The sequence below is a fragment of the Nonomuraea terrae genome (assembly GCF_044465245.1).
Lineage (GTDB): Bacteria > Actinomycetota > Actinomycetes > Streptosporangiales > Streptosporangiaceae > Nonomuraea > Nonomuraea terrae.
Genome location: NZ_JBITLL010000003.1, coordinates 628,831 through 641,701, shown reverse-complemented (window position 1 = coordinate 641,701; position 12,871 = coordinate 628,831). Strand labels below are relative to the sequence as shown.

The window sequence follows — 12,871 nt, the reverse complement described above, 5'->3', positions numbered from 1 at the left end:
AATAGTAGGAATTGGGGTGCACCATGAGAGTCGAAATATGGTCCGAGATCGCCTGCCCCTGGTGCGGCCTGGGCAGCCACCGCCTGGACCGCGCCGTGGCGCGGTTCGAGCACGGCGACGAGGTGGAAGTGATCCACCGCTCGTTCCCGCTGAGCGACGGTCTCACGGTCGGCAGCACGATCAGCGTCCGCGAGGCCCTGTTGCGAAGGTACGGCCTGGCCGGCGCCCGCCTGGAGGCGTCGACCCGCCAGATCGAGGCGGTGGCCGAGCAGGAGGGCCTGCGCCCCTACCGGGTGCTGGACAATCAGGTCGGCAACACCCGGCTCGCCCACGAGTTCCTCGCCCACGCCTCGGCGGAGGGCAAGAACCGCGTCGCGTGGAACGCGATCTTCCGGGCCTACTTCGGCCAGGCTCGGCCCGTCTTCGACCTTGACGATCTCCTCGGCCTGGCCGACGAGATCGGCCTGGAGCGCGAGAAGACCCGGCGCGTGCTCACCGAGGGCCGCTTCGGGCAGCAGGTCCAGGACGACATGGAGACGGCGCAGCGCCTGGGGGCCACCGGCACGCCGTACATCGTGGTCGACGGCCGATACGCCCTTCCTGGAGCACAGGACACCGACACCCTGCTCGGCATCCTGCGCCAGGTCTGGGACGAGACCCACCCGACCGTTCCCGTCGCCGACAACGACGCGGCGATCTGCGGCCCGGACGGCTGCGCGGTTCCCGCCGACCACGTCGCCCACGCCTGATCCAGACACCTGATCCACGCGCCGGCCGGGTGTTCGAGCTCCGCATGTCCCGGCGGTCACAACACGAAAGAGATCTCACTGTGCCCACTCTCGCCATCGTCGGCGCCGGCCCCGGCATGGGCCTGGCCATCGCCCGCACCTTCGGCAGCCGCGGCTTCGACGTCGCCCTGATCGCCCGTACCAAGGAGAAGCTGGAAACGCTGGTCGCCCAGCTCAGCCAGGAAGGCATCACGGCCGCCGCGTTCCCCGCCGACATCCTCGACCGCGCCTCACTGACCGATGCCCTGGACGCGGCCAAGGCCCGCTTCGGCGGCATCGACGTACTGGAGTACTCGCCGGCCCCGCACTCCCCGGTGCCCGGACTCACCCTGGCCACTCCCTCGGAGGTCACGGTGGACAATCTGCAGCCGATGATCGAGTACGCCTTCTACGGCGCCATCACGGCGGCCCTGACGGTGCTGCCCGCGATGCGCGAGGCGGATGCCGGGACCCTGCTGTTCACCACCGGCGGCGGATCCGTGGACCCGGTGCCGATGTTCGGCAACGCCAACCCGGCCCAAGCAGCTCTGCGCAACTGGGTGATCAACCTGAACAAGGAACTGGCCGGCAGCGGCGTGCACGCCGCCCACGTGGTGATCAACGTCTGGGTCGGCGGGGGCGGCCCGGAAGGCAGCCCGACGGCCACGCCCGAGCAGATCGCGCCCCTGTACTGGGACCTGTACGAAAACCGCGACCGCTCCGAGGCCGTCTTCAACGCCTGACCGGCCGGCCCGGCCCGCTCCCGGGAGAGGTCATGCGCCCGCAGGCGGTCCGGCGGGAGAACACCAGCCTGCTCACCCAGATGATCGCCGACCTAGGCGACCTCGTGCGCGATCCCCTGCCGGAGCAGCCGGCTACGACCTCGAAGGCCGGCGATCAGCCAAGGGTGTCCAGCCCGTTGCGATCGAGCGCCGCTCGGATCTGGCTGAGCCACTCCGTGCCCAGCCGGCGCCCGTTCGGGAGCTGGTCGCCTCGATCCCAGCGCCACGTCGTGATCACCGCCAGCACGAGGATCCGGCACTCGCGCAGCAAGGCCTGATCGACACCGGGATAGTGCTCGCTGACTTCTTCGGGCGCGTGGGCCAGGTCGAAGGCGACAGGCCCACGGCAACACGTCTCGAAATCTATGAACAGCAGCCCGTTCTTCGTGGTGAGCACGTTGCCCGGGTGCGGCTCGCCGTGCAGCAGCTGCTCGGCGCCGCCGCGCTCGCCGATCGCTCGTCTCAGGCTCCGTAACGTGTCGCCGAGCAGCTCCCGGTCCGCGTCGGCGAGCGCCGGAGTGTGATCGCGGCTCGCCACGAGGTGTTGGGCCTGCTCGACCCGATCCGTGAAGTGCGGCACCGGGACATCGAGCTCGCGCATGCCGGCATGCAGCCGCTCGAGCGCGTTGGCGTAGTCGGCCGGCGAGACCTCTCGAGGCGTCACGGGTTCGTAGTAGGTCCACAGCGTGACCACGAAGCCGTCACGCTCATGGACGCGTGGCTCCACCCGGGGCTCGAGAGCAGCCACCGGGCACCCGGACTCGGCGAGCCGCTGAGCAAGCTCGATCTCGAACTGTGCGACCTGATGCGCCACAGGCGCCACCCTGGCCAGGACGTCACACGGCAGCAGCCGCAGGGTGAGCTTGTTCGAGTCATGAAGAACGATCGCGTCGTCGGCTGTCAGGCCAAGTGACGAGGCGGTCGACATGGCCGCGGCCATCGCACGCCGGACATCTGACGCCAGCATCGTCGCCTGGCCCCTCTCCCTTGAGCGCTGCCCTACTCTCCAAGCAGTGCGACCCGGGCACCCTACCAAGGTGTCGGCGGAGACCGCGGTGCGGCGGGGTGCGACCGAGCCGACCGAACCGGAGATCTGCCCTCTTCGGCTGCTCAGCCGACAACCGTCGGACAACGCGAAGATCCCGGTCGCCGGCGCTAGGCCTTCTCGTCCAGGTTGACGAGGGCGCCGGCGCTCAGGCCCGAGTCGTGCACCTCGAGCCCGATCGGCGCGGTATTCTTCGGCAGTTCGAACACCAGCGCGCCCGTGAACGACCCGCCCGCCTCGATGCGGATCGGCGTGATCTCCTTGCCGCCCTTGTCGATCAGCTGGATGCCGCCGTGCGCCCTCTCGTCCTCGTCGATCAGCTTCTGCTGGCCGGGGTAGAGGACGCGGGCCTCGTGGCCGACGTTGTTCACGCGCACGCCTATCCGGCACGTGCGCTTCACCGCCGCCCGCGCCGGCTTGGGGCACTTCGTGCTGGTGACCGCGAAGCGCAGCTTGCCGTCCTGGACGGGCCCGTCCGCGCCGGCGGCCGGCGAGCGGAACAGCCACGTGAGCATGGCCACCAGCGCCACCAGCACCACGACGAGGACCAGCAGCGCGGTCAGGCACCCCGTGCGGAGCCCCTGCCGGCGCCGGGGCGGGAAGCCGGGCAGCGGCCCCCGACCGGTGGTGCCGCGGGGCGGCCGGCCAGGCTGGTGGTGATGCGGCAGTTGCGCGGTCTTACGCGGCAACGGCACCTGCCCGACCGCGGGCATGGGCCCGGTGCGGTCCGGATGCGCGCCGTGCCCGAAGTCCGGCACGGGCCCGGTCCGCTCGGCGGGCGGCGGCTGGTGCATCCCACGCGCCGCCCCGGCGGTGGGGCCGGTACGTTCGGCCGGCGGCTGGTGCGGCATCCGCGCCGTGCCGGGCGTGGGCCCGGTGCGCTCCGCGGGCGGGGACATATGCGCCCCGCGCGGCCCTCCGGCCCCGGACCCGATGCGCTCGCCGGGCGAGGGCTGATGCCCGCCACGGGTGGCGCCGCCGGTGGGGCCGGTGCGTTCGGCGGGCGGTGGCTGGTGAAACCCGCGCGCCGAGCCGGTGCGTTCAGCGGGTGAGGGCTGGTGCCCGCCACGGGTGGCGCCGCCGGTGGGGCCGGTGCGTTCGGCGGGTGGGGGTTGCTGGGGGCCGCGCTGGGCGCCGGGTGTGGGGCCCGTGCGCTCGGCCGGGGGCGGTTGGTGTGGCGGGCGCGCGTCGGGATGGCGGGCAGGGTGCGGAACGGCGCCCGGTCCAGCGCCAGGGGCGGCGTTCGGGACGGCGCCAGGGACACCCCTGGGACCGGCGTTCTGGACGGACCCGTGAGCGGCGCCCGGGGCGGCGCCAGGGGCGGCGTTCGAGGAGGCCGCCGGGCCTGCGCCCGGGTGGCTGCGGGGGGCGTGGGGGCCACCGGGTCTCAGCGGGCCGAACTCCGACGGGTTCCACGCGCTGGTCAGATGCTTGGTGGCGGCCAGTTGCGCCGCGGGCTCGTCCGCCGCGCCCACCAGCTCCAGCAGCAGCTGCCGCGCCGCGGGCCGCCGCGCCGGGTCCGGGTGGATGGCCGCCGCGACCAGCCGGTCGAGCGGCGCCGGCAGCCCGCGCAGGTCGGGCGGCGCCTGCCGGGCCCTGGCCGCCATCACGTACGCGTCACCCTCGCCGAACGGATGCCCGCCCAGCCCCGCGTACGCGATCAGCGACCCCCACGCGAACACGTCGCCCGCCGGACTCGTGCGCCCCTCGAAGACCTGCTCCGGAGCGATCCAGCCGGGCGTGCCCATCACCATGCCGGCGTTGGTGTGCCGCTGGTCGACGTGGGTCGAGCGGGCCAGTCCGAAGTCGATCACCCGCGGCCCGGCCAGCGTCAGCATCACGTTGGCCGGTTTGAGGTCGCGGTGCACCAGCCCCGCCGCGTGGATCGCGGTCAGCGCCGCCGCCACGCCCACGGCCGCCGCGTGCAGCACCGACGGCGACAGAGCGCCGTGCTCGATCAGGTGGTCTTCGAGCGAGATGCCGTCGATGTACTCGGTGACGAGGTAGAGGACGCCGCGGTCCTCGCCGTGGTCGAGCACCCGCGCCGTGCAGAACGAGGCCACCTTGCGGGCGTTGGACACCTCTTCGTGGAAACGGGCGCGGTAGACGGGGTCGGCGGTGAAGTCACGCCGGATGGCCTTGAGCGCCACCCGGGAACCGTCGGGCGCCTTGGCGAGGTAGACGACCCCCATGCCGCCGGAGCCGAGACGGCTGACCAGCTCGTACGGGCCGATCGCCGGCGGATCCTCCGGCTGGAGCGGAGTGCCTGCGGAGCGCCCCAACGTCGCCGTCCTCTCGCCGTCGTCATGCCGTCTCAACCCGAAACCGTTCCTCCCGCCGGTTCGTCGCGTGAGAACCGAACCGTTCCGCCGCCCGGCATCCCGTTTGTACCCCAGACTCTAACGGAGGTCGGCACTGTCCGTTGGACACTAGCGAGGAGCCGAATCCCGCCGCGGCGGGCGCATCCGGACCCGCAGCCGCGACACGTCGATCACGCGTGGCAGCGGCCGGTGGGCCGACAGCAGCCGCCCGGCCGGCATGGGCCGGGCCTCCCGCAGCATGGCGCCCAGGAAGGCCGTGCCGACCGCGAGGGTCAGCCGCACGCCGTCGCAGTCGGGCAGCGCCCACCACTCGTCCGCCGCAGTGCCGTCCAGCCAGATCTCGGGGGAGAACGTGTCGGCGTACGGCAGGCGCGGGCTGCGCGTGTGGGCGGCGAGCGGCACGACGACGGTGGTGCCGACGGGCAGGGCGGTGCCGTACCAGTCGGTGGCGGTGACGGTGACCCGCGACAACACCGGCAGCGGCGGCCACAGGCGCAGCCCCTCGCGCAGGCAGGCGCGCAGGTGACCGGAGTCGGCGCGGGCCGCCCTGCGGTGGGCCGGGTGCGCGGCGAGCAGCGCCAGCGTCTGCGTCAGCCCGGCCGCGGTGCAGCTCAGCCCCATCAGCCAGAACGCCGCCTGCATCAGCCCGCGCGACTCCGGCTGCGGCGTCTCGGCGATGAGCCCGGCGAGGCTGCCCGGCTCGGCCCGGCGCAGGTGGTCGATGATGCGGGCGTCGTAGCGGCCCGACAGGATCTCCCTGCGGCGCTGCGCCCGCCGCCCGGACACCCGCCGCCGCCCGGCCCGCATGACTCCCTCCAGCAGCCGGGTGAGCTCCACGTCGTCGGCCGCGCCGTCGCCGTAGACGCAGCGCCTGGCCACCCGCTGCCAGGCGGCGTCCACTTGCGCGTGGCCCAGCGTCCCGCGGGTCAGCCCGGCGGCCTCCTGCTCCGCGACCCGGATGAACGCCGGGCGCAGCACGTCGGTCGGCAGCGAGAAGGGCCGCTCGTCCACGGCCGGGAGGAAGGCGGTCTCCCGGCCGCACAGCACGCGTACGGCGTCGCGCTTGGACAGCACCAGCAGGGCCGGGCCGCGCAGGCCGCGCACCAGCACGGGACGGCCGCCGTAGCGGGTCTCCAGGTCGGCCAGCAGCGCACGGGAGCGCAGCGGGTCGCGACCGCGCGCCAGGTGCCCCCGCGGCAGCAGCAGCCCGGCCAGCCGCAGACTCTCTGCCACGGTGGCCCTGGGCAGCCCCCTAGGCACGCCCGCCCACCCCGGTCGCGGCCGGCAGCTTCCCCGATCCGAGCCGGGACCGCCGGCCCGCGGGTGAGGGCGGGGCCGTGGGGGGCTGGATCCTGCCGGTCGTCTCCGGGGCGGGTGGGGCGTTCATGCCTTGATGTGATCGCCGCGGGCACCACCCGCGCAATCCGCGGTTTCGGCCAGTGGAACGCTTCGGGCCCCAAGATCGGCCGGTGTTCCGGTGGCCGGAACGCTCACGGGCCGAGCGCGGCCGAGACCGCCTGGGCGTTCCGGCCACGCTCACGGGCCGAGCGCGGCCGAGACCGCCTGGGCGGCGCCGCGCACGGAGATGCCGAGCCGGGCCAGCGAGGCCGTGTGGGCGGGCGCGGCCACGCCCACCGCCATGCGGATCCGGCCGTCCGGCCCGAACACCGGAGCCGCCACGCACGCCACGCCCTCGGTGAACTCCTCCCGCGCGTACGCCACGCCGTGCCGGCGGACCTGGGCCAGCTCCCGTTCCAGCGCGGCCAGTCCGGTGATCGTCCGCCGGGTGAGCCGCTCGAACGAGCCGCGCGCCAGCACCTCCCGGCGCAGCGCCGGGTCGAAGGCCAGCAGCGCCTTGCCGGTCGCGGTGCAGTGCAGCGGCGCCCGGTCGAGGCCGTCGGAGCGGGAGGCGACCCGGTTGTGGCCGTAGAGGCGCTCGACGTAGCGGGCCTCCAGGCCGGAGGGCACCGCCAGGTTCACCGTCTGCCGGGTGGTCTCGTACAGGTAGAGCAGGTACGGCAGCACGACCGCGCGCGTGCCCGGGACGCGCGGGCGGACCAGGCCCGCCATCGACTCCAGCAGCTCGCCCGGCATGTACGCGTTGCCCATCCGCCGGGCCAGCCCGCGCCCGCACAGCACCCCGAGCAGGCGGTGGGCGGTCGACTTGGGCAGCCCGGTCGAGCGGCAGAGCTGCGACAGGGTCACCGGCCGGTCGGCGGCGCTGAGCGCCAGCAGGATGTCGATCCCGCGTTCGAGGCTGCCCGGCTGCGACGCGGGGCGCTCGCCCGGCACGACCTGACTGACCGTTTGCGTCGTCATGGATGTCCCTTTCGCTCTCCGGAGAGCGGAAAGGGCTTCCGGGGGCTGCGTTTTGACATCTCCTGGCGTACCCGAGCCACCACCCGCTGATACCCCGATCAGCGCAGCCGGATGATCTCCGCGTAGACGGAAACGGCCACCTCACCAGGCGTTCTGGCCCCTATGTCCAGACCTGCCGGAACATGTACCCGCTCGCCTGCCTCCACCCGCGCCAGCACCGCCGCGCCGCGCCTGCGGCTGGCGATCAGCCCGACGTACGGCACCTCCGCGGCCAGCGCGTCGCGCAGCACCGGCTCCTCGCCGACGCCGTGCGAGGCGACCAGCACGGCCGAGGTGCCGGGCGCGATCGGGCCCGGCCCGGACTCGACGTCGTAGCCGAGCGCCCGGCCGACCGCGGCGAAGGCGCGCGCGATGGGGCCGTCGCCGTGCACGCGCACGAGCACCGGCGGCAGCACCGCCTCCAGGAAGATCTCCAGCGTGCCGCCCGACAGGCAGGGCTGGCCCACCGCGACCAGTCCCTCCTCCTCGTACGGCTCCCGCGCCTCCGGCGTGATGCGCAGCAGCGTGGCGGCGCTCGCGCGCCCGGCGCGCAGCAGGCGCAGACCCTGGTCGCGCACGGTGCCGGCCGCGCACACGCCGCCCACGAACCCCTCGACCGTCCCGTCCGGCAGCACCAGTGCGCGGTCGCCCGCCCTGGCGCTGGCAGGCCGCCGCACCCGCACCACCGTGGCCAGCACGTACGGCTCCCGCCCCGACCGCAGCCGCGTCAGCCGGTCGTCCAGGGCGGGCGAGCCGGGCGCCCCGCCGCGGGGACGGGGCGCCGGCATGCCGAGGAACTCGCTCACGGGATCGCCAGGTCCGTGCGGAAGGGGTCGCCGTTGATCACGCGCCACACGTTCGCCGGGGTGAGCGGCATGTCCGCGTGCCGCACCCCGTACGGGGCCAGCGCGTCCACCACGGCGTTGACCACCGCCGCGGGCGAGCCGACGGTGGCCGACTCGCCGACGCCCTTCGCGCCGATCGGGTGGGTCGGCGATGGTGTCACGGTCTCGCCCAGCTCCCACGACGGGCACTCCATCGCGGTCGGCAGCAGGTAGTCCATGAACGACGCCCCGAGGTGGTTGCCGTCCTCGTCGAACGCCATCACCTGCATGAGCGCCATCCCGATCCCGTCGGCCAGCCCGCCGTGGATCTGCCCCTCGACGATCGTCGGGTTGATCCGCACGCCGCAGTCGTCCACCGCCACGAACCTGCGCACCTTCACCTGCCCGGTGCCGGGGTCGACGTCCACGACGCAGATGTAGGCGCCGAAGGGATAGGTGAGGCTGGGCGGGTTGTAGACGGTGACCGCGTCCAGGTGGCCCTCCACGCCCTCCGGCAGCTCCAGGTCGGAATGGGCGGCGAGAGCGATCTCCGCCATCGTCTTCCCGGTGGCCGGGTCGCCCACCACCGACCACGTCCCGCCGGTCCACTCCAGGTCGTCGGGCGACGCCTCCAGCATGGCCGCCGCCACGATCCTGGCCCGCTCGCGCACCTTCCGCGCCACGATCACCGCCGCCGCGCCGGAGACGGGGGTCGAGCGGGAGCCGTACGTGCCGAGGCCGAACGGCGTCTGGTCGGTGTCGCCGTGCACCACCTCCACGTCGTCGGCCGGGAGGCCCAGCTCCTGCCCGACGATCTGGGCGAACGTGGTCTCGTGCCCCTGCCCCTGCGTCTGGCAGGAGACCCGCAGCACCGCCTTGCCCGTCGGGTGCATCCGCAGCTCGGCGCCGTCGGCCATGCCGAGGCCGAGGATGTCCATGTGCTTGCGCGGTCCCGCGCCGACCGCCTCGGTGAAGAAGCTGAGGCCGATGCCCATCAGCTCGCCCCTGGCCCGCCGGTCGGCCTGCTCGGCGCGCAGCTTGTCGTAACCGGCCATGTCCATGGCCAGCCGCAGCGCCCTCGGGTAGTCGCCGGAGTCGTACTCCCAGCCGGTGGGGGAGCGGTACGGGAACTGCTCCGGCCTGATCAGGTTGCGCAGCCGCAGCTCGGCCGGCTCCATGCCCAGCTCGGCGGCGAGCACGTCCACCATGCGCTCGACCAGGTAGACGGCCTCGGTGATCCGGAACGAGCACGCGTAGGCGACGCCGCCCGGGGCCTTGTTGGTGTAGACGCCGGTGACCGCGCAGTGCGCGGCCTCGATGTCGTACGAGCCGGAGAAGACGTGGAAGAAGCCGGCCGGGAACTTCGTCGGCTGCGCGGTGCCGTTGAACGCGCCGTGGTCGGCCAGCACCTTCACCCGGATCGCCTGGATCCTGCCGTCGCGGGTCGCGGCGATCTCACCGCGCATGTGGAAGTCGCGGGCGAAGGACGTGCTCATGAGGTTCTCCGAGCGGTCCTCCATCCATTTGACCGGCCTGCCGGTGACGATGGAGCCGACGATCGCGCACACATACCCGGGATAGATCCCGACTTTTCCTCCGAAGCCGCCACCGATGTCCGGCGAGATCACCCGGATCTTGTGCTCGGGCAGGCCGGCCACCATCGCGTACAGCGTCCGGTGGGCGTGCGGCGCCTGCGTCGGGCACCAGACGGTCAGCTTCCCCGTGACCTTGTCGAAGTCGGCGACCGCGCCGCACGTCTCCAGCGGCGCGGGGTGCACGCGCGGGTAGAGCATGTCCTGCGCGACCGTCACCTCCGCCCGCGCGAACAGGGCGTCCGTGCGTTCCCCGTCGCCGGCCTCCCAGTCGAAGACGTGGTTGTCGGTACGCCCCTCCAGGTCGTCCCTGATAACGGGGGCGTCCGGGTCGAGGGCCCTCCTGGCGTCGATGACGGCGTCGAGGGGCTCGTACTCGACGTCGATCAGCTCCAGGGCGTCGCGCGCCGAGTAGGCGTCCTCGGCCACCACGAACGCGACCTCCTGGCCCTGGAAACGCACCTTGTCCGTGGCCAGCACCGCCTGGGTGTCGCGCGACAGGGTCGGCATCCAGGCCAGGCCCAGTCCGGCGAGGGTCTGGCCGGTGATGACCGCTCTGACCTTCGGATGGGCCTCGGCGGCCGAGGCGTCGACCGAGACGATCCTGGCGTGGGCGTACGGGCTGCGCAGGATCGCGCCGTACAACATGCCGGGCAGGTGGACGTCGTCGGTGTAGTTGCCCCGGCCCCTGATGAAGCGGGCGTCCTCCTTGCGGTGCATGCGTCCGTGGCTCATCGCTCGGCCTCCGCCTCGGCCCTGGCCGCCCAGCGGATCGAGCGGACGATGTTCTCGTAACCGGTGCACCGGCACAGCTGGCCCGAGATCGCCTCGCGGATCTGCCCCTCGTCGGGGTCGGGGACGGTGTCCAGCAGCCAGCGCGCGGTCAGCAGCATTCCGGGCGTGCAGAAGCCGCACTGCAGGCCGTGGCACTCCACGAAGCCCTTCTGCACGGCGTCCAGCTCGCCGTCGCGTTCCAGGCCCTCCACCGTGGTCACCTCGTGGCCGTCGGCCATGACGGCCAGCACCGTGCACGACTTGACCGGCACGCCGTCCAGCCGCACCGTGCACACGCCGCAGTTGGAGGTGTCGCAGCCCCAGTGAGTGCCGGTCAGGCCCAGCTCGTCACGCAGCAAGTGGACGAGCAGCAGCCTGGGCTCGACGTCCCTGGTGTACGGCTGCCCGTTCACGGTGACCGTGATGCGCATGTCAGATCCTCTCCGCCGCCGCGGCCAGCGCGCGCCGGGTCAGCTCGGCGGCCAGGTGGCGCTTGTAGTCGGCCGGGCCGCGCTGGTCGGCGTGCGGCTCGCAGTGCTCGGCGGCGATCCGGCCCGCCGCCGCGAACGCCTCCCCGGACGGACGCCTGCCCTCCAGGTACGTCTCGGCCTCGGGGGCGCAGAAGTGCTCGGCCCCGACCGCCGTCAGGCCGATGCCGGCCTGCGCGATCACGCCGTCCTCGACGCGCAGGACGGCTCCGGCCGCCGCCACCGGCCAGTCGCCGACGCGCCGCTCGACCTTCACGTACGCGCTGCCGGTGCCCGGCCTGACCGGCACCCTGAGCTGGAGGAGCAGCTCGTCCGGCTCGACCGCGGTCTCGTACGGGCCGAGGTGGAACTCGCGGATCGGCACGGTTCGTGTCCCGCTGTCCTCATGGCCGCCCCGCGTGCGGCGGGCTCGGTCGCCGGGGACGCCGTCGCCTCCGGTCGTCGCTACGGTCGCCTCGTTCCCTTCGCTTCTCCTTCCGGCAACGGCGCTTCCTCGCCGGCCGCGGATGACGGCGGAGGCGCGCAGCGCGGAGAAGACGGCCGACAAATCCTCCGAAGGGTCGGCTTGGCACAACGAGCCGCCGACGGTCCCCCGATTTCGGACTATCGGGTCGGCGATAACCCGCTCTGCATCCCGAAATATCGGGAAAAGGTCGGTCGCAATGGTGTCGGCGAGCAACTCTGCGTGCCGTACCAGTGCGCCGATGGCGAGCTCGTCGCCCTCGACGGCGATCTGCCCGAGCTCCTCCGACAGGCCGTTGATGTCGATCAACGCCTCGGGCTGGGCCAGGCGGAGCTTCATCATGGGGATGAGGCTGTGCCCGCCCGCGACGACCCGGGCCTCGGGGCCGTAGCGCTCCAGGAGTTCGAGCGCGTGCGGCACGCTGTCGGCTCTCTCGTACGCGAACTTCGCGGGAACCTGCATGACAGCACATTGCTGTTACCGATTTGTCGCGACAATCGGCAAATAAGGGATTCCTTATTGCGATGCGCCGCATTATGAAGAGGGAGTGACGCTCAGCCAGCTCGGCGCATTCGTTTTCGTCGCGCGTCTCGGTTCCGTCAAGGCCGCGGCAAGGGCGCTCGGCGTCAGCGAGCCCGCGGTCTCCCAGTCGCTGGCCCAGCTCCGCAGGCACCTCGGCGACCCGCTGGTGACCCGCTCCGGCGACCGCATGGTGCTGACCGAGGGCGGCCGGCGGCTGCTCGGCATCGCCGCCCAGATCGTCGCGCTCGGGGCGGAGGCCGTCACCGCCGTCCAGCCCGGCCGCCCGGCGCGCCTGCACGTGGTGATGGACGCCGGACTGGCCGAGTACGTCGCCGGCCCGCTGCTCTGCCTGTTCACCCAGCGCCGCCCCATGGACGCCTCCAGCGGCGTGGCGGCGACGGCCGAGCTTCCCGTGCTGCTGGCCAGCCGGCTGGCCGACGTGGCGCTCGGAGCGCAGGTGGCGGGGGAGGGGCTGGTGAGCCGGCCGGTGCTGCGCTGCCGCCTCATCGTGGTCGGCTCACCCCGTGGCCGCCGCGACCACTGGCTCGTCGGCCCCTCGGCCACCGACCCGGCCGGCGACACCAGCCGCCTGCTGCGGCTGCTGCGGGTGCCGGAGTCGCACGTACGGGTCTTCGCCAACCAGACGGCGGCCTGGAAGGCGGCGGCCGAGGGCGCCGGTGTCGCCCCCGCCACCGCCCACCTGGTCGCCTCCCAGGTCCGCCGCGGCGACCTCGTGCCGATCGACACGGCCGCCACACCGATGCCCGCCTACTGGTACGCCACCACGCTGGAGCCGCAGAACCGCTCGGTCGCGGCGGGCGCGTTCCTCGACTTCCTCACGACCCCGGCGGCCACCCAGGTCATGCGCACCCCGGACGACGGCATCCCCCGCAGCCGCTTCCGTCCCCCGGTGCGCGTGTCGATCTGGAGCTGAA

11 protein-coding genes are annotated in these 12,871 nt (G+C 73.3%); 3 read left to right on the top strand and 8 right to left on the bottom strand.

The window, feature by feature from the left end; translation table 11 throughout:
• Positions 1-23 precede the first annotated feature (23 nt).
• Together ACIBP6_RS15440 and ACIBP6_RS15435 are read left to right on the top strand one after the other, a co-directional pair.
• Entirely contained in the window at positions 24-749 is a 726-nt protein-coding gene (locus ACIBP6_RS15440; RefSeq protein ID WP_397052549.1) for a DsbA family protein, read from the top strand.
• A gap of 80 nt (positions 750-829) precedes the next feature.
• Positions 830-1,510 carry an SDR family NAD(P)-dependent oxidoreductase gene (locus ACIBP6_RS15435; protein ID WP_397052547.1) on the top strand — a complete coding sequence of 227 codons (681 nt, stop codon included), beginning with the start codon at positions 830-832 and terminating at the stop codon, positions 1,508-1,510.
• A 154-nt stretch (positions 1,511-1,664) separates the two neighbouring features.
• On the opposite strand, the gene ACIBP6_RS15430 is transcribed toward ACIBP6_RS15435, so the two are convergent.
• From ACIBP6_RS15430 to ACIBP6_RS15395, 8 genes are all read right to left on the bottom strand, one after another.
• Entirely contained in the window at positions 1,665-2,516 is an 852-nt protein-coding gene (locus ACIBP6_RS15430) for a phosphotransferase enzyme family protein (protein WP_397052545.1), read from the bottom strand.
• Positions 2,517-2,704: 188 nt separating this feature from the next.
• Positions 2,705-4,876, bottom strand: coding sequence for a protein kinase domain-containing protein (locus ACIBP6_RS15425; protein WP_397052544.1), 2,172 nt, complete (start codon positions 4,874-4,876; stop codon positions 2,705-2,707).
• Between the two features lie 147 nt (positions 4,877-5,023).
• Positions 5,024-6,175 carry a cytochrome P450 gene (locus tag ACIBP6_RS15420; protein WP_397052542.1) on the bottom strand — a complete coding sequence of 384 codons (1,152 nt, stop codon included), beginning with the start codon at positions 6,173-6,175 and terminating at the stop codon, positions 5,024-5,026.
• Positions 6,176-6,451: 276 nt separating this feature from the next.
• Positions 6,452-7,234 (bottom strand): IclR family transcriptional regulator, encoded by a 783-nt coding sequence (locus ACIBP6_RS15415; RefSeq protein WP_397052540.1) that lies wholly within the window; start codon positions 7,232-7,234, stop codon positions 6,452-6,454.
• A gap of 98 nt (positions 7,235-7,332) precedes the next feature.
• Positions 7,333-8,079: an XdhC family protein gene (locus tag ACIBP6_RS15410; RefSeq protein WP_397052539.1), complete on the bottom strand. Its 747-nt coding sequence runs from the start codon at positions 8,077-8,079 to the stop codon at positions 7,333-7,335.
• The gene (locus tag ACIBP6_RS15405; protein ID WP_397052537.1) at positions 8,076-10,424 is read right to left on the bottom strand and encodes an aerobic carbon-monoxide dehydrogenase large subunit; all 2,349 of its coding nucleotides are present in this window, start codon (positions 10,422-10,424) and stop codon (positions 8,076-8,078) included. The genes ACIBP6_RS15410 and ACIBP6_RS15405 overlap by 4 nt, the downstream gene beginning before the upstream one ends.
• Positions 10,421-10,894 carry a (2Fe-2S)-binding protein gene (locus tag ACIBP6_RS15400; protein WP_397052535.1) on the bottom strand — a complete coding sequence of 158 codons (474 nt, stop codon included), beginning with the start codon at positions 10,892-10,894 and terminating at the stop codon, positions 10,421-10,423. Before ACIBP6_RS15400 ends, ACIBP6_RS15405 begins: the two co-directional genes overlap by 4 nt.
• Position 10,895: 1 nt before the next feature.
• A complete protein-coding gene (locus ACIBP6_RS15395) occupies positions 10,896-11,876 on the bottom strand; it encodes an FAD binding domain-containing protein (protein WP_397052533.1) in 981 nt (326 codons plus the stop codon).
• Positions 11,877-11,961: 85 nt separating this feature from the next.
• On the opposite strand from ACIBP6_RS15395, the gene ACIBP6_RS15390 reads away from it, so the two are divergent.
• The gene (locus tag ACIBP6_RS15390; protein WP_397052531.1) at positions 11,962-12,870 is read left to right on the top strand and encodes a LysR family transcriptional regulator; all 909 of its coding nucleotides are present in this window, start codon (positions 11,962-11,964) and stop codon (positions 12,868-12,870) included.
• Position 12,871: the final 1 nt, after the last annotated feature.